Source organism: Segatella sinensis (assembly GCF_040095255.1).
GTDB classification, from domain to species: domain Bacteria; phylum Bacteroidota; class Bacteroidia; order Bacteroidales; family Bacteroidaceae; genus Prevotella; species Prevotella sinensis.
Window position 1 is genome coordinate 1 of record NZ_JBBNGE010000016.1, and the last position, 17,926, is coordinate 17,926.

At 39.3% G+C, this 17,926-nt stretch carries 12 protein-coding genes; 6 read left to right on the forward strand and 6 right to left on the reverse strand.

Annotated features, from left to right (window positions below; translation table 11 throughout):
• Positions 1-398: 398 nt before the first annotated feature.
• The 6 genes from AAAT87_RS06275 to AAAT87_RS06300 form a co-directional block, all read right to left on the reverse strand.
• The gene (locus tag AAAT87_RS06275) at positions 399-860 is read right to left on the reverse strand and encodes a FliH/SctL family protein (RefSeq protein WP_349225946.1); all 462 of its coding nucleotides are present in this window, start codon (positions 858-860) and stop codon (positions 399-401) included.
• Entirely contained in the window at positions 853-1,173 is a 321-nt protein-coding gene (locus AAAT87_RS06280) for a hypothetical protein (protein ID WP_349225947.1), read from the reverse strand. The genes AAAT87_RS06275 and AAAT87_RS06280 overlap by 8 nt, the downstream gene beginning before the upstream one ends.
• Positions 1,174-1,194: 21 nt before the next feature.
• The gene (locus AAAT87_RS06285; RefSeq protein ID WP_349225948.1) at positions 1,195-1,560 is read right to left on the reverse strand and encodes a hypothetical protein; all 366 of its coding nucleotides are present in this window, start codon (positions 1,558-1,560) and stop codon (positions 1,195-1,197) included.
• 11 nt (positions 1,561-1,571) lie between these two features.
• Positions 1,572-3,284, reverse strand: coding sequence for an AlwI family type II restriction endonuclease (locus tag AAAT87_RS06290; RefSeq protein ID WP_349225949.1), 1,713 nt, complete (start codon positions 3,282-3,284; stop codon positions 1,572-1,574).
• A 10-nt stretch (positions 3,285-3,294) separates the two neighbouring features.
• On the reverse strand, positions 3,295-4,146 hold the full coding sequence (locus AAAT87_RS06295) for a DNA adenine methylase (protein ID WP_349225950.1): 852 nt from the start codon (positions 4,144-4,146) through the stop codon (positions 3,295-3,297).
• A 174-nt stretch (positions 4,147-4,320) separates the two neighbouring features.
• Positions 4,321-6,186 carry a recombinase family protein gene (locus AAAT87_RS06300; protein WP_349225951.1) on the reverse strand — a complete coding sequence of 622 codons (1,866 nt, stop codon included), beginning with the start codon at positions 6,184-6,186 and terminating at the stop codon, positions 4,321-4,323.
• 472 nt (positions 6,187-6,658) lie between these two features.
• Between AAAT87_RS06300 and AAAT87_RS06305 the strand changes: the two genes are divergently transcribed.
• The 6 genes from AAAT87_RS06305 (at position 6,659) to AAAT87_RS06330 (ending at position 17,924) form a co-directional block, all read left to right on the forward strand.
• Positions 6,659-7,681: a helix-turn-helix transcriptional regulator gene (locus AAAT87_RS06305; protein ID WP_349225952.1), complete on the forward strand. Its 1,023-nt coding sequence runs from the start codon at positions 6,659-6,661 to the stop codon at positions 7,679-7,681.
• A 46-nt stretch (positions 7,682-7,727) separates the two neighbouring features.
• On the forward strand, positions 7,728-10,190 hold the full coding sequence (locus tag AAAT87_RS06310; RefSeq protein WP_349225953.1) for an N-6 DNA methylase: 2,463 nt from the start codon (positions 7,728-7,730) through the stop codon (positions 10,188-10,190).
• A complete protein-coding gene (locus AAAT87_RS06315) occupies positions 10,180-11,091 on the forward strand; it encodes a hypothetical protein (RefSeq protein ID WP_349225954.1) in 912 nt (303 codons plus the stop codon). Before AAAT87_RS06310 ends, AAAT87_RS06315 begins: the two co-directional genes overlap by 11 nt.
• A gap of 78 nt (positions 11,092-11,169) precedes the next feature.
• Positions 11,170-12,963, forward strand: coding sequence for a type I restriction-modification system subunit M (locus AAAT87_RS06320; RefSeq protein ID WP_349225955.1), 1,794 nt, complete (start codon positions 11,170-11,172; stop codon positions 12,961-12,963).
• Positions 12,964-12,965: 2 nt separating this feature from the next.
• The gene (locus tag AAAT87_RS06325; RefSeq protein ID WP_349225956.1) at positions 12,966-14,249 is read left to right on the forward strand and encodes a restriction endonuclease subunit S; all 1,284 of its coding nucleotides are present in this window, start codon (positions 12,966-12,968) and stop codon (positions 14,247-14,249) included.
• Positions 14,250-14,252: 3 nt separating this feature from the next.
• Entirely contained in the window at positions 14,253-17,924 is a 3,672-nt protein-coding gene (locus AAAT87_RS06330; RefSeq protein ID WP_349225957.1) for a type I restriction endonuclease subunit R, read from the forward strand.
• Positions 17,925-17,926: the final 2 nt, after the last annotated feature.

Below are 17,926 nucleotides of genomic sequence, written 5' to 3' on the forward strand. Positions count from 1 at the left end.
GAGGCATCATCGGAAAAGAACTCGTTAAATGAACTGTTTTAAACAGCCTACGTCCTCATCGACTCAATCATTAAAAAGTTTGTAAGGATGAAGAAAATAAGCAAAATCAAGTTTATGCTTTATTAACGAGAAGTTTTCTATAGGGGTGCTGAGTAGTTACAATACTTCATTTACTAGTTAGAATGCTAGTGAATTTTATAGATAATAAGCCTATTTTAGATGGCACAGAAGTAGATATAGAGATAGCAGGTAAAGTAGCAATATTAGCTACAATCATCATACTTTTAGTTAGTCTGATTTAAGCGTAGTGGGTAGTGTAATTTAAACTGTGTCAAATAACTTTTGTTGTAACTTGACACAGTTTAGTTTACACTCTCGTTTAGTTTCACTCTCCTCAACTATTCTTCTTCATCAGATTCTTCTTCATCCTCGTATCGGGATTTTCCTTCTGAATATCCTTCATCATATCCACATTCATAACCTTCTTGGTACTTTGTTTCATAGTAATCATAGTAACTACTAGAATCATCATAGTTTGCACCGTGACTATAGCCATTCTTACCATCATCCATACCTTGTTCATACCCATCATCATACCCTTCATCATAGGCATCATCTGGTTTTTTAGCTCTACTATATCTTACTGGTTCAATTTGTTGTACTGGTTCAATTTGTTGTACTGGTTCAGAATATGTAGGTGTATAGTTAGATGGTGGAGTATATGGTACGCTAGTCTGAGTAGCAGGAGTTGTGTTACTACTGCTACCAGAACTGTTTTGGGAAATATTCATAGCTATCCAAGCTACTGCACCAATAGCCATTAACATAAAGTAACAGCCACATCCATTATTATCATCCATTTTCTTTTTCTTCTTTACCTATTTTATTAGAATCCTCACTTGTGAAAATATATCTTAGACTGTTTTTAATTAGATATACACCAGTTATAGCCATTAAACCTAAATAAATAGGAGCGGCAGACATTCCACCTCCACCATTTCCAGAATAGTCATTAGTCCAATTTGCAGACAAATCTGATAATCTTGCAAAATGGCTATCAGAATCAAATAGGCACAAAACAAATGCTAATACGCCTAATATAGGTGGAATCAGAAAGAATGTTCCTAAAATGCATTCCACTCTTTTCTCTTTTAAAATTGCTTTATTTTCCATACTTTTCCAACTTATTAAATTCTACTTATGATTAATGAGCGTTATCTCATTAGTTTTATAGTTCACTATCTTTATTGGTTTATGCAGCTGATTAGCATAGTCCAAAGTATATTTAGTACCTCTAGAAACACCATCCCAAAAAGCTAGCAGACAATCACTGTTTTCTACTATCAGTTTGTTTCTCATTAATGGTGCTACCTTAGATGGAAACTTATCATATTGTGGAAGAAACTCAATCAACTCTATGCCATGAATCTTAGCAAAATCCCTAGCATAGGTATCAGCACCCCTAGCACCACCACTAATTATAGCAGTAGGTAGATGTTTCAGGTATAACATTATATCCACTGGTGGACATGTTCTTGAACCTATTATAGCTAGTTTCATATCACTTTATATTAAGCTGTTAACCAATTATTTGCGACATCAGTTATTTTGTCATACCAGACTTTTTCCGTTTCATCATTCAGCAAACATTCTTTAGCTAAATCCTTTGAAATATCAAATAGTCTTTTTATGTTTAATGGTGTTGGCTTATTAGGTGCTTTAACAGCATCCTTCAACATCTTTCTAAAGGTTTCCAATGTTAGCGGTATAATACAACATTTTCCACCATACATTTCTACATTTGACATATACAAAGTATAAAAATGTGCTATAGTTGCAGGGTTGATAGTAGGTGCTATAAAGAAGCAATAAGTAGGCTTATTTGTCTTCTCCTTATGAATGCCAATATGTCTTGGCACTGGTTCACCTTCCATCTTAAACTGCAAAGCTCCTGACGATAAAGATACTTCTACAGTAACATCAAAATCCCCATAGTCACATACAATATCAGCCATTTTACCTAGGGCTGTACTCATTGGTTTACCAGAATCATCAAACTTTAAATTTGCATGAATGTTTCCACCATCTAACATAGTCATGGCTCTCCATGTGTTCCACTCAAAGAACAAAGAAGGCTCATAAGATTTATTCATAGTTTTGAAGGTTTCTTCTATATCATCATACAGTTTATAATCCTTCAATTCCTTAACCTCCTTACTTAGTATTTCATCCTTACGCTTTTCTATATTATCATGCAAAGTATCTTTCAGATGATTCAAAGAAACATTAGTATCTGCTACTGTTACACCAAACTCTACAGATAGTTTATTTATAATCTCATCCTTATCATCTGTAAGCAGTTTAGGAATAGCAGGATTCCATAAGTTTGCTTCATATCTTTCCAAATCATCTACAAAAATAGGCTCTCTATCTATAGTAGATAGAAAGAAATCTACATCTTTCTTCTTCTCTGGAAGTATAGACAAAGATTTACCTATAGCAGTAACTTTAATCATTCCAGTAGAACGTAAATTTCTAACAGCAGCATCAGAATAATCACGCATATTACTAATTTTCTTTAGTAAGAAATCTTCTTCTGTTGTAGTTTTACTTTCTCTAGTACTAAAGTTCCCTGCATCTATATCATCTTGATATATATATCTAGCTTCCCTAAGAAATACATCATGTCTAAACTCCGTATATTTTTTCTTTTTATCGGATGCTAAAGCTGCTTTCTCCTTACGAAATCTTTTGATTTTATCTACTATATCATCATAGATAGTATAGTTAATAAGCTGCATTCCAAATATTTGCAGTTCATCAAAAGAAAGTCCATCCAAATCTCTAATCAATCTAAACAGCTCTAAATATGGCTTTACCCTATAATCAGCAGCTTTTTTACCTAAAGGATGATAAGGGGATGGCACTTGAAATTTAAGCATCTGTCTTAGCAATATTTCTTCTTTATTGTTAGATGTAACAAATTCCTTACCAGCATCAGTTAAGCCTATTGTAGGTAATGAGACAAATCCCAAAGCTTTAGGCATTCTATTTATTCTATCTCTAGCAGACAAATCAGGGGTTTTTGAAGTGTTACCCTCAAAGAAATCATTTGCACAAAGAAGGTTATAAAACTTCACTTGTGTATCTTTATCCCATGTTTCACCATGCAATTCTTTATCTAGCAATTCCATTTCTGGAATAGCCTTAAAAGGTGTTCTTGGTGAAGTTGTTATAAAAAGAGTCTGGCTTTGAACCGCTCTATTTCTCATCTTCTTTGCCATAATTATCAGTTTAGAAGTTTGTAACTATTATATGTTTAGCTTCTGCTTGAAATCTATTTCTTATATTAACAGAATAATTCTTCTGATATTCAGCCACAATATTATTATGATACAAATCCCTTATAAAAGGGGTTCCACCTATAACCATCATAGCTCTACAGTTTAGATTATAAAAATCTTCTGCTAACTGTCTATGATTATCCTCATTAAAGCCTTCTACATACTCTTTATTTCCGTAATCAGAAAAAATACAATCATAAGGCGGGTCTAGGAATATAAAATCATCTGGCTCAGCCAAATTAAATATATTTCTATAATCCTCATTATGTATTTCTGTACGTGATAAAAGTTGATGATGCTGTTCTGTTATCAGTGCTGTATTAAAATTCTTATAACGTCCGTAAGGTACATTAAATTCACCTTTGGCATTAAAACGAATCATACCAGAATAAGCAGTCTTATTAATGAAATAATATAGTGCTGCATCTGAAAACTTTGACGCTGCTAATCCGTTATACATATCACGTAAATCATAATAAAGCTTTTCATTTGCATCAGCTACTCTATCATCTGGATGTAACTTTTTTAATGTATCAAAAGCAGCTCTATTAGCTGTATAAACTTTCTCTATTTGTGCCAATTCTTCCTTTAACTCTGGATAATTGTCTTTAACTCCAGTATAGAACCCCATTAATCTAGCATTAATATCATTAATAATAGCATCAGCAGGTTCTAAATAAAAAAACATAGCACCACCACCAAAGAAAGGCTCAATGTATCGCCCTCCAAAGTCTGGAACGTGTTGTATTAGTTGTGGTATCTCTTTAGATTTACCACCCCTATATTTAATCATTGGTTTCATTGTTTATCTTCGTTTCTTTTTTAATCAACAAAGATACAAATAAAATAGCAAAATCCAGCTATTTCTGACTGGATTTTATAATACTTTAAATATAAAAACTATACCTTATTAGTTATATATATACCTTATTATATACGTGTACCTTATTATATATATAAGAACTACATCAGATAGCTACTTCTTTTTGCAGTTGTATTCAAAGGATAATACCCATTGATTTTCTTCTGCTATATCCTGAAACTCATTCATGGTAACACATTCATCTACATCATCAGTATTCATAACTAAAGAAGCATTTGAGATAACAAAGTATTCTCCTTCTTCATAGGCATCAAACTTTCTTAATCCTTTCTGATAAGTAGCAAAGTTACCACCTATGTAGTAGGCATACTGTTCTTTTCCTCTCTGGTTGCCATTAAATAGAATGTTATATGTACCACAGATGGCATATACTTCTATCAATAATACACCATGCTTCAAAGTTCTCATACCAGTACCATATCTTTCTTTCACCTGATAAGTAGAAACTGAATAAGGCACTATCTTTTCTATCAACTCCTTAACCAGTCTTCTTTTCTCCTTTGGGTCTGCTTCTGCTTTCTTGATGGCATCATCAGGTACTTCTGGCTGCTCCAGTGCCTTCTTATACATAAGATAGGTTTCCTTCTTCTGCTGGAATCCTTCTATCTTAGACTGACATTCTAGCATTTCTTTCTTGCATGATGCTTGTGTTTGCAGATACATATTCTTGGCATCTTCTACAATCTCATCAGGAGCATCTATGTAAGCTTGATAGGCTCTATTCACCTTCTTAGCTAAAGATTCCTTCTGTTCCTTATAGTTAGCCATATCTGCTTCTACATTGGCTATCTTCTGTTTGTATTCCTCTACTTTCTGTAGTCTATCTTCTGTATTTAAGTTTGCAAAACTAATCAGTTCCTTCTTAACTAGTTCCCAGATGATAGGCTCTAGTTTCTCATTATTAATAGATACTGTAGCAGTGCAATCAGCCATATTATTAATCCTAGACATACAGAACCAGCTAATACCCAGTTTACCGTTTGTCATTCTATACTTTTGCCCAGCACCATCACCAGCCCTTTTTCTAGGTGTTAATGAATGCCCACAGCATGGACATTTAACCAGCTTAGAAAGAGTTCTTTCTACCTGCATAGGATAAGGGTCTGACTTTACTCTATTAGTCTTTCTCTTATTTTCAGCATTCTTATAGGTAGTTTCAGTTATGATAGCAGGAATCTGCACTTCAAACTGTTCTACCTCATCTGCATCAGGATCTCTTAATGAAACAATCTTGATTCCAGTGTAATAAGGTTCAAAAGTTAGAATGTGCTCGATACTACCCAGACTAAACTTCTTCCCAAACTTATCTCCATAGTCTTTAGTTATAGATAAAGCTACAGATTTCAAAGTAGCATCATCCTGCAAGTATCTATTGAACACTTCTATAACTACTTCCTTAGCATCTTCATCTATCACCCAGCTATTCTTTTTGGTTTTATCTCTACCACCAAATCTTTTGTAGCCAAAGAAGGGCTGTCCGATACTCATGCAGTTATTATCCAGTTCATCCCTTCTACCAGATGCTATTTGTGTCTTCAAACTCTTTAAGTACTTCCATGCACCATCAAAGTTAGCACCTATTTCTGTTTCAGCATTAGGTACTTTCTTACCAGTAGCAGGGTCTATAGTCCATTTGTCAATATCTCTAAAGTAAACTGGAATGTTCATATTTGACAACTCACGTACATAGACGCGACCACTCATTGGGTCACGACTTAAACGGCTAACTTCTGCTACTAGGACAACATCAAACCTACCAGCTTCTGCATCCTCCTTTAAGTGTCTGATAGATGCTCTATCCTGCTTTGTTGCATCATCCTTACCAGTTATGTGCTCGCCGTATATGGTACTAGCATCATAGCTATAGCCCATTCTATCAGCTAGTCTAGATAAGTCCTTTACCTGACGGTTATAATCCTGCTTCTTTGTAGAGCAGCGTATCAAAAATGCAGCCTTCATAATTATCTTGTTTTATATTATACTTTTTATTAATGCTCGGGGAATCATGCTCTGTATAAAGCAGTTACATTCCCTATTCCGACTGCAAAGATACAACTTTTCTCTCAATTATGCAAGTATTTTTTGTTTTGTGAGATCAAGAATAATTTGGGGCAGAGCCTTGCCTTGCATAATAAAGTAATCAGAAGCGGAGGTATCTTATATACCATAGCTGCAAAAGAAAAGTAAGAAAATGGTGTCCAGCCATAAGCTGGGCACTATTTTTTATATATGAAAGAGCAACACAAAATCAAAAGAGATGAAATTCTGTGCACAAATACTGCACAGAAGTATAAAAACTCTTAATTTCTTAAGAGATCATATCCTATCTGTGTTTTTTTGATTAACTTTGTAGCGGTCAATTAAGACAAGGTTCTTCTGACTTGACGAAGGCAACATACCTTCATAATAGTAACGATAATAGCTGACAATCATGCCAACAAACAAGAATGCCCAACTCAGATATCAAATACTAGACAGATGCTTCAGTGACTTTAAGCATAAATATACTTTCGAAGACCTCATAGAGAAGGTAAATGACGCCCTCTATGACCTGACGGGTAGCGAAGTGAGTACTCGCCAAATACGTGCTGACATTAAGTATATGCGTGATAGAGTAACCTTTGATGCACCTATAAAGGCCTATCCCATGGCTGTGGGCAAAGAACACTATTATAGATATGAAGACCCTAACTTCACCATATATAATAATGATATGTCCATCGAAGAGGTGAATAATCTACGTTCAACTATTCAAATGCTGGGACGTTATAGAGGAACTCCAGCCAATGCATGGCTTGAAGAGGTCATCTCCAATTTGGAATACCGCTTTGGGGTAAAGGCCAATGCGGAGAATCTCATTTCCTTTGAGCAAAATGATAAACTCCAGGGATTGGAACATCTTTCGGATATCATAGATGCCACAGTAAACCACCAACCTCTCAAACTTCACTATCGCACATTCAAAGGTCATGAGTTCGAGACCATATGCCATCCCTACTACGTGAAGCAATATAATAACAGATGGTTCCTGCTCGGAAAAAGCGCCGAATATGATACAATTGGCAATTATGCATTAGACAGAATCGTTTCATTCAAGAAAGTAGATGTTCCGTTCTGCAATAATACTCAGATCAATTTCGACACCTATTTCGACGACGTTATTGGAGTAACGGTACCGAAGGGGGACATCGAAACCGTGGTACTTAGATTCTCGGAAAATCGTTTTCCTTATATTGTATCCAAACCTCTCCACCAATCACAGGAAGTTAATCTGGAAGAAAGAACCATCACCATCAAGGTCAAGCCCAACAAGGAGCTGGACCAGCTGATATTCTCATTCATACCAGACGTAGAAGTTCTTTCTCCTCAAAGCCTGAGAGACACAATCAAGGAAAAAATTGAAGAAAATCTCAAGAAATATTTATCTATGCAGAATGACTGCACAGCACCTTAGTACCTTTGCACTCGTTAATTGATGTGTAACTTAATTTTTGATTGAAATGAGAAAGAATCTTGTAGTGAGCAATGAGACAAAGTCTGTAATGAATCAGGTAATTGGTACCCTGAGAGCAACAGGATTGTCTGGAGTTGAAATATCAACTTTAGTAGGCATTTTGCTATATATCAAAAAGCAAAAGGCCCAGCTGGTTGATTCTTTTGAATATAATCAGCCTCTGTTTGAACTGCTAGATCGTGATGATGACTTGTATGGAGAAGCAGAGGGTGTGTTCATCAGAGCCATCTCAAAGATAAACATCAAGTTGATCAATCAGGCCATGCAGATGCTCTGTAGTACAACCTACCCAGAAGGTGAATATCTGGATTGGTTGGATTTCTGCATCGAACAGACTATTAAATATGCAGAGGAATTCTATACGCCAAGACACATCTGTGCACTTATAGAGTCTCTCATTTCTCCAAAAGAAAAATCCATATTTGTTCCATTTGGTGGAATGATGGAGATTGGCACTGAGATGGAGAACTACGAGCATATAGATGCTGTAGAAATCAATCAAGAGATGTGGCTCTTGGGAAAAATCAGACTGGGACTGGCTGATAAGCTGGATTCTGTAGATTTTACGAATGACTCCAACACGTCATGGACAAACGAGCAGTATGATGCCATTATCTCCTACCCACCACTTGCTATGAAAATGCAGATGCAGGATGAACATGCAGCCGCAAATGGCACTAAGAGAGAACTGGCAGAACTGGTAGCTGCTAACCGTTTTCTTGAGACCACATCAGATGATGGTACTGGTGTATATTTCATGGCACCTAACATACAATGGGCAACTGGCGAGCAAAAGAGATTCAGAATGTGGGCTATGGAAAAGCACATGATTGATGCGGTTATCCTTTTGCCTAAAGGAATGCTCTCATATACCAGCATACCGCTAGCCTGTGTCATCCTGAGAAAGAACCCTCAGCATGAAAATGCCATCAGGTTCATTGACGCTTCGAAAATGTACGATAAGAGTGACGGCAACATACACCTTGACATTGAGAAGATAATGGCTGCATTTCACACAGATCAGCCAAATGTTTCTGCCTCTATATCATATGATGATATCAGAGAATATGACTACACCTGGGACTTAACCCAATACCTTCAGCACGAAGAGTTGGAGATTCCAGAGGGATATAGGGCTGTAGCCTTGGAGGAAATCGTACAGATTCCATCTTGCACAAAAGGTACGGAAGCAGACAAAGGCAAGATGCTGAAAGTGACAGATTTGAGCAATGATTGGTCAAAGCCTTATATATCCCAAGAGGCTCTCAACGATAGTGACAATGTAAAAGGTTGCGCAAAGCTAGAGCAAACTGCAATCATTGTGTCCATGGTGAGAAATCTCAAGCCATCCATCATCCAGGCTTCCGAGCAATCCCCTGTTTGGCTGGCAAAAAACGTGCTCGCCATTATCCCAGGAATGGAGATTGACATCGAGTATCTTTGCATGGTGCTGAGTAAGGCTAAATTCAGCGGAACAGGTATTATACCTCATATTTCAAAGAGTACAATCATGAAGTATAAACTGGCGTTGCCTGACATAAGCACCCAGAAGACTCTGTATAAAGAGGCATGCCAGCAGGAAGCCATGGCCAAGGCAAAAGAAACAGGTCTTCTTGATGTGATTGACAAGATGAAGACAGACTATATCAATGAAGTGCGCTCACGCAAGCACGACATGATGCCCCATCTTCGCCAAATGTCAAGTGCCAGAAAGAACCTGGAGTATTACATCAACCATAAGGACTCCATGAGCGAAGAAGACTTCATGCAGGGTATGAAAGAAGAGATTGCCAACCAGAAGACAGCAATCGATTCTCTCACCACCATTCTCAAGATCTTTTCAAGAGAAGATCAGTTTGGCACACCGGAGATCATCAACATAGATAAGTTCCTGGTGGAGAACTACCCTGATGGCCATAACTACCACTCTGAGATAGAACCAGACTTCCAGGCTCTTGCCAATTATGGGTTTACCATCCCAGATACTCTTCTCTCCAACACAATGACAGGGGACAAAAGCTGGCAGCAGAGTCTCAATGAAATTCCAGACTACGTAGAGGGCATCAACGTCTTCATGGCAAAGGATGACCTGCAGAGACTCTGTGACAACATTTTCGGTAACGCCGTCAAACATGGATTCACCGACCCAAAGAGAGAAGACTATTCCATCTGGGTCAAACTCACTGTGGATGAGGAAAGAGACATGTTCCAAATCGATTTCACCAATAATGGAACACCTTTTCCTAAAGGCCTTGACAAGATACGCTATGGACTTAGGGGCGAAAAAGGTGGCATCACTGCAGGAACAGGAGAAGGCGGCTATATTGTGAGAAGCATCGTAGAACACTATGGTGGAGACTACGACCTCCTCACACAGAAAGACCAAGATACCATTTGGTCAACCGTCCGTATTTATTTACCTATATACAGAAATGACAATGAACAATAGTTATCATATATTGTGGATAGACGATGAGTGGGAAGAGATGACCTCTTTCCAAAAGTTCTGTAAGCTTCATTACAACATGGAGCTTACCCCATTCAAGACCCAGAAAGAAGGACTTGACACATACGCCAAGAACCCAACCTTCTGGGAGGCTGTCATATTGGACGCTAAAGTGCTTAATGAAAGCGAGCAGGAAGTGGCAAGTGTGGCTGGTCTTCAGAATGCAGTTCTGAGAATCAAGGAAGAATTCAAGGAACTGCCCTACTTTATTTCGACAGGACAGCCAGACCTGCTTAGCGATAATACGTTCAAATCCTTCTTCCCTGTATTCTATGAAAAGGAAGTTGATGACGAGAAACTTTGCGATGACATCATCCAAACGATCAACGAGCAGCCCAACAGAATCATCAAGAACAAATATCCTGAAATATTCTCCTGGCTGGAAGGAACTATCGCAGATGAGGTATTAAGCATCATCAAGATATACGAGAATCGGGAGTTTGCAAATGCAGACACTTTCAACAAAGTGAGAAAAGTTCTTGACTGGATTATGAGCTACCTGTATGACTATGGTCTCCTAGCCATCAAGTTCAATGGGACAAATCTCGCTGAATGCAGCAAGTTCCTTGGAAATTCCAAGCTGCAAAGTGTAGTACCTGTACATATCCAACGACACCTATATTCACTGGTAACCGTTGCCAATGAAGGTTCTCATAGACAGCATATAGATGAGGAAGTAAAATCAAGCAAGGCTCCATTCCTGGTTGCATCAACCATTTTCGAGCTTCTCAATGTCCTCACATGGCTCCATCAACTGCCAAACGACATGGAAGAGAAGCAAACGATAGAGAAACTGGCAGCAAATGTTGCCATTGATTTCGTCCAAAGTAATAATAAACATTAAAAAAAAACATTTGTGCAAATAGAATGCACAAAAAAGTGTTACTTTTGCAATAGAATAAACAAAAAGAAGAAGAATCATATGAGCAATAACGATATTCAACAGCAGACTACGGTCAATATTCAAGAAAAGGCCAACCTTATCTGGGCAATTGCAGATAAGCTTGTAGGCGTGTATAAACCACATGAGTATGGCAACGTCATACTCCCTATGTGTGTCATCAAACGTTTCGAAGATACCCTGGCTCCAACAAAGGAAAAGGTACTTGCAACAAATGAGAAACTAGACAAGGATGGTATCGTAGTAAAGAAGGGCTTCCTGGAATCAGCAGCAGAGCAGAAGTTCTATAATCTCTCTCCTTTCGATTTCCAAAAGCTCCTCAATGACCCAGAGAACATCAAGGTGAACTTCGAGTCATACCTGAATCACTTCTCAGACAACGTCATTGATATCATCCACCGTATGGACTTCGACCGAGAGATTGAAAAAATGGCAGATAATGGTGTATTGTATCTTGTTATCAAGGAGTTCTGTACACCTAAGGCATATTTGGGAGCAGACCAAATCACAAGCGTGGATATGGGATACATCTTCGAGGAACTGGTACGTAAATTCTCTGAGAGCTATGACGAACAGGCCGGAGCCCACTTTACCGCCCGCGACATCATCTATCTGATGTCAGAACTGCTCGTAGGCGATGATGAGGAAAAACTGGAAGAAGAAGGAATCACCGCTTCCATCTATGATATGGCCATGGGTACTAGCCAGATGCTCGGCTGCCTTACAGAACGTTTCCTCAAAATAGACCCAGAAGCAGAAATCACCAGCTATGGACAGGAGTTGAACAACCAGACTTTTGCCATCGCCAAGGCCGATACCCTCATCAAGGGAGGTAATGCAGATAATATGCGCCAGGGCGACACTTTGGGCGATGACCAGTTCAAAGGCTATAAGTTTGATTACATCATCTCCAATCCACCATTCGGTATTGAGTGGAAAACTTCCAAGGAGGAGGTAACAAAGGAACATAATCTCGGGGAAGCAGGCCGCTTTGCCCCAGGACTCCCAGCCATTGGTGACGGTCAAATGCTTTTCCTTCTCAATGGTGTAGCTAAACTGAAAGATGGAGAGGAGCAGGATGACCAGTATGGAAGAATGGCCATCATCCAAAATGGCAGTAGCCTCTTCAAAGGTGACGCAGGCAGCGGAGAAAGTGAAATCCGTGGCTATCTGCTTGAAAATGATTGGCTGGAAGCCATCATCCAGCTCCCTAATGCCCTCTTCTACAACGCCGGTATCGCCACCTACATCTGGCTCATCACCAAACAGAAGAGCGAGGAACGCCAGGGAAAGGTGCAGCTCATCGATGCTAGCCAGTGCTTTGAAAAGAGAAGAAAGAGCCTGGGTAACAAGCGAGTTGAAATCACTGAGGCTTGCAGAAATCTCATCATGGAAGCTTACCATGACTTCACCAACTGGAGCTATGAAAGCGATAACCAGGAACTGAAGGTAGAGAGCAAGGTACTTGATAATGAATACTTCAAATACTCAAAGCTCACCATCGAACGCCCTCTGGTAGATGAAGAAACAGGTGAACCAATCCTCAAGAAAGGTAAACCACAACCAGATGCCAAGAAACGTGACACAGAAATCGTTCCTTGGACAGAGGACATCGAGGAATACATGGAGAAAAATGTTCTCCCATACGCTCCTGACGCATGGATTGACGAGAAGAAGACCAAAATCGGTTATGAAATCCCATTCACACGTGAGTTCTACAAGTACGTAGCCCCACGCAAGAGCGAGGATATCTTCTCTCACCTCAAGGAGTTAGAAGCAAAAGAGAACGAGTTAATGAACAAAATCTTGGGATAGTTATGGCAAAGACATATGATACATATAAGGACAGTGGCATCGCGTGGATTGGGAACATTCCAAGCGAATGGGAAATCAAGAAACTTGGCAATTTCTATACCCAAAGAAATGAGAAAGTAAGCGACAAAGATTTTTCCCCATTATCTGTCACAATGCAAGGTATATTACCTCAGTTGGAAACTGCAGCCAAAACAAATGATGGTGACAACCGTAAACTTGTAAGGGTTGGTGATTTTGCTATAAATAGCCGCTCTGATAGAAGAGGGTCTTGCGGTATATCACCATATGACGGATCTGTATCTTTAATAAATACAGTGTTGTGTCCAAAAGATAAGATGAATGCAAAATTTTATAATTGGCTATTTCACACAACTATGTTCGCAGATGAGTATTACAAATGGGGACATGGTATCGTTGATGATTTATGGACTACAAGATGGTCTGAAATGAAAAATATTTCTGTTGTGGAACCCCCTCTTTCAGAACAACAAGCCATCGCCACCTACCTCGATGAGAAATGTGGCGAAATAGACTCTTTGATCTCCCTCCAGGAGGAAATGATTTCGGAGCTACAAGCCTATAAGCAGTCTGTTATAACAGAAGCTGTCTCCAAAGGCCTTGACCCAAACGTCCCAATGAAGGATAGTGGTGTTGAGTGGATAGGTATGATTCCAGAAGCATGGGATATTAAAAGAATAAAATTCATAGCTAATATTTGGGGGCGAATTGGTTTTAGAGGGTACAAAGGTGAAGACTTAAACAAAGAAGGAATTGGTGCTATAACTCTAAGCCCTTCAAATATGAAGAGTTTTTACATGGATTATTCTTCTGTAACCTATTTAAGTTGGGAGAAATATAATGAATCTCCAGAAATCATGATTCAAAACGGAGATATTTTGTTTGTAAAAACAGGATCAAGTTACGGTAAAGCTTGTTATGTAGAAAATCTTCCAAGAGAGGCAACAATAAATCCACAGATATTAAGGATTGTTCCGAAAAACAACCAAAAGTTTTTATGTTATTTCTTGCAAACTCCTTATATTAAATTCGAAACAGAATGTGGTGTTGTGGGGGGTACAATACCAACCATATCACAAGAAAAAATAAGAAACATGTATGTCATTAGTCCTCCTATCTCCGAGCAACAGGCTATCGCCTCCTACCTCGATGAGAAGACTTCTCAAATAGACTCTCTCATAGCCCTCAAGCAAGAGAAGATCACAGAGCTGAAGGACTACAAGAAGAGCATCATATATGAATACGTAACAGGTAAGAAAAAAGTATAACATATGACACCAGAAGATTTAAAAGAAAAACAATTTGAGTCAGATATCGAACGATACCTGCTCACAGAAGGTGGATATACTAAAGGTACCCAGGCTACTTACGACCGTGTAAGAGCCTTGGACCTTGATACTCTTATCCGCTTTATCAGCACTACCCAACCAAAGCAGTGGGAAAAATTTGAGCGCAAGTATGGTACAAAGGCAAAAGATCATCTGTACCAGACCCTGCAATCAAACATATCAGATTATGGTCTCATACATACACTCCGCTCAGGTATCAAAGATTTTGGTATCCAGCTGGACTTATGCTATTTCGCACCAACATCATCCCTCAATCCAGAGCTCATTGAAAAGTACAACCAAAATATCTTGGAATGTACTCGCCAGTTTGTATATAGCAAGGACGTAAAAAACTCCATCGACATGGTGCTCTCATTGAATGGTATTCCAATCATCGCCATTGAACTCAAAAACCAGTTCACCGGCCAGGATATCAATGACTCCAAAGAGCAATGGATGAAGAACCGTGAACCAAAGGAGCCATTGTTCCATTATGACAACCGTATCCTCGCCTACTTCGGCTGCGACCTTTACGAGGCAGCCGTAACAACGCGCTTGGAAAAGGATAAAACATTCTTCATCCCATTCAATCAAGGAAGCAATGGTGCAGGAAATGTAGGTGGTGCAGGAAACCCAGAGGCAAAGGATGGAGATTATGTGACATCATACCTATGGAAAAATGTACTCCGTAGAGATATGCTCCTGGCTATTCTCCAACGCTACATCATGCGCCAAAAGGAGGAAACAATCTCCCTCATCGTTGATAAACATGGTAACGAGAAAGAAATCACAAAAACAACCGAGAAGATTATCTTCCCTCGCTACCATCAGCTGGACGTAGTGGAGAAACTGATTCACGATACAGAAGAAAAGGGTTCTGGACATAACTATCTGATCCAGCACTCTGCAGGTTCAGGAAAGTCAAACTCCATAGCTTGGCTCACCTATCGCTTGGCATCACTCCACGATAAGGATAATGCCAACATCTTCAAGGGTGTCTTCGTCATCACAGACAGACGAGTACTCAACAGACAACTTCAGGAAACCATTCTGGGTTTTGAACATGTAGAAGGTACGGTCACTACCATCACGGAAAAAGACCATGATGCAAGCAATAAGCTACGTGATGCCATCAATGCAGAGCATACAGGTATCGTCATCACTACTCTCCAACGCTTCCCACAGATTTATGAGCAAATCGTGTCCAACTCCGGACATAAGTATGCCGTAGTAGTGGATGAAGCACATTCAAGCCAAAGTGGTAAGAGTGCAGAAAAACTAAAGGCTGCTCTTGCTGATACAGATGAAGCACTCAAGGAAATGGCAGAATGGGAGGACAAAACAGTGGAAGAAGTAGAAGCCGAAAAGGACAGGCTGATGCTAGACTTATTGAGCCAGGGACAGCATAACAATCTCGCATTCTATGCATTCACTGCTACTCCAAAACCAAAGACCTTACAGACTTTTGGTATCTTTGAACAGAGAATGAAGGGAATGGAAGATGAAAGTAGATATGTAGCATATCATAACTACTCCATGCTCCAGGCTATAGAAGAAGGATTCATCAAGGATGTTCTCAAAAACTATACGACGTTCCAGACATCCTATGAGATTGCACGCCAGTCAGAGGACAATCCTAATTACGAGGAGACCCCTGCCACCAGAGCTTTGAAGGCATTCCATGACAACCATAGCGATACCATCAACAAAAAGACAGCCATCATTGTCAATAAGTTCCTGGAAGTTACCATGAACAAAATGGAAGGAAAGGCCAAAGCCATGGTGGTTACGGCTAGCCGTGCCCATGCTGTCAGATATTTCTTTGCCATCAAGGAGTATTGCAGGAAAAATAATATTAACTGCCTGCATCCGATGGTAGCATTCTCTGGTAAGGTTAACTATAAAGGCACAGAATATACAGAACCACAGCTCAATAAGCGTGGAGAAAAGAATATTTCAGAAGATAAGCTTCCTCTGTATTTCTCTAGCGAGTTCTACAACATGCTTATCGTGGCAGACAAATACCAAACCGGATTTGATGAGCCACTTCTGCATACCATGTTTGTGGACAAGAAGCTGAAAAATGTAAAGGCGGTACAAACACTGTCACGCTTAAACAGAGCAAACAGACTTAAGAAAGATACCTTTGTGTTCGACTTTGCAAACACGGCTGAGGAAATCGCTACATCATTCAAACCATTCTATGAAGGAACCGAACTCATCAAGCCTGTGGATGTGAACTATGTCTATAAATTCCACAAGGACGTGGAGCTGTTCCATCTTTGGACAACGGAAGACGAAGAAAAGTTCTATGAGGTATTTGCAGAGACAAAGAAAAATAAAAACCAACTGGGTATTCTTTCAAGTATGCTTAAACCGGTCGTAGACAGAATCGGAGAGCTTGAAGAAGAAAAGCGCTTTGAGGTAAGAAGCAAGATCAAGAACTTTGTGCGCTTCTATTCCTATATGACCCAGATTGCAAGAACATTTGACCGTGCCCTATATAAGACTTATCTGTTTGCAGATTATCTGTATAGAGTATTGCCAAAGACAGCTCATGAGCAAATAGACTTGGATAAGAAAGTAAGACTCGTCAACAATACCATCAAAGCGAATGAGACTATCAACATTTGGTTAAATGATGGCAAGAAACAGCCTCTCAAGGGAGAGAATCCTGGATCTGCAGTAATGCCAGATGATAATAAGGACCTTCTTGACAATATTATCGATAAGGTCAACATCATGTTCCGTGGTGAGTTCTCTGAGGCAGACAGAGTTATGGTGGAAGGCATCTTTGACCATATCCAGAAAGTGGCAACCAAGAAGATACAAAAGCAGGCTGTTGGCAATGATGAGAACCAGTTTGTAGAAAGCATCTTCCCTGACATCTTTGGAAAAGCAGCACAAAAATGCTACACTACCCAAACAGATGCCTATCGCAAGCTCTTTGAGAATCAGGAGTTCTACAAGACTCTGATGCAGCAGATGGGACATGCCATCTATGAGCGTTACCGTGAGCAAGAGGCCAAAGCATATACCATCGAGAATCTGCAAAGAAAAATCATTCCGCTTTTGCGAGAGGATTTTGCAGGCATTGCCGGTATTGGTAGAACCTTGGAGGAAGCTTTCGAGTGGATGATTAAGGTACTGAAGGTAGACAGCATAGAAAAATACAGTGGCCTTGGCGAAACAGTTCTCAATGCCCTGTTCAAACTCTATTGCTGCCCAAATACGCTTACCTTGACAGAGAAGCGTACATACCTCAAGACTCTGGTCACAGGCTATGAGTCATATTTGAAGAAGTTGCATTATCTCATATATGATAAAGAAGTAACTGACAAGAATGGCGATACAGAACATGCTGCACTGAGCAATGCCATCTACTGCATGAAGCTCAATAAGCTGAAATACAGCGAGAAGGCTACAGACCAGAAGTTTGCAACATACGTAGATCTCATCGTTAAACTCCGCAATGATGAAAACCATCAGGCAAAGAGCCTTGACGCCAAAGAGGTTAAACTGGGAATACATGTAGCAACTGCCATGCTCATGTATGTAACATTCAAGTACATTACTGAACTTGAAATGGTGGAAAGCAAGTTTGAAAGTAAATAGAA

Bases quoted from the DNA above. Each gene is read 5' to 3' on its own strand.
- AAAT87_RS06300 (WP_349225951.1), bottom strand. From the start codon at position 6,186: ATGAAGGCTGCATTTTTGATACGCTGCTCTACAAAGAAGCAGGATTAT.
- AAAT87_RS06275 (WP_349225946.1), bottom strand. From the start codon at position 860: ATGGATGATAATAATGGATGTGGCTGTTACTTTATGTTAATGGCTATT.
- AAAT87_RS06305 (WP_349225952.1), top strand. From the start codon at position 6,659: ATGCCAACAAACAAGAATGCCCAACTCAGATATCAAATACTAGACAGA.
- AAAT87_RS06320 (WP_349225955.1), top strand. From the start codon at position 11,170: ATGAGCAATAACGATATTCAACAGCAGACTACGGTCAATATTCAAGAA.
- AAAT87_RS06295 (WP_349225950.1), bottom strand. From the start codon at position 4,146: ATGAAACCAATGATTAAATATAGGGGTGGTAAATCTAAAGAGATACCA.
- AAAT87_RS06280 (WP_349225947.1), bottom strand. From the start codon at position 1,173: ATGGAAAATAAAGCAATTTTAAAAGAGAAAAGAGTGGAATGCATTTTA.
- AAAT87_RS06290 (WP_349225949.1), bottom strand. From the start codon at position 3,284: ATGGCAAAGAAGATGAGAAATAGAGCGGTTCAAAGCCAGACTCTTTTT.
- AAAT87_RS06330 (WP_349225957.1), top strand. From the start codon at position 14,253: ATGACACCAGAAGATTTAAAAGAAAAACAATTTGAGTCAGATATCGAA.
- AAAT87_RS06310 (WP_349225953.1), top strand. From the start codon at position 7,728: ATGAGAAAGAATCTTGTAGTGAGCAATGAGACAAAGTCTGTAATGAAT.
- AAAT87_RS06325 (WP_349225956.1), top strand. From the start codon at position 12,966: ATGGCAAAGACATATGATACATATAAGGACAGTGGCATCGCGTGGATT.
- AAAT87_RS06315 (WP_349225954.1), top strand. From the start codon at position 10,180: ATGAACAATAGTTATCATATATTGTGGATAGACGATGAGTGGGAAGAG.
- AAAT87_RS06285 (WP_349225948.1), bottom strand. From the start codon at position 1,560: ATGAAACTAGCTATAATAGGTTCAAGAACATGTCCACCAGTGGATATA.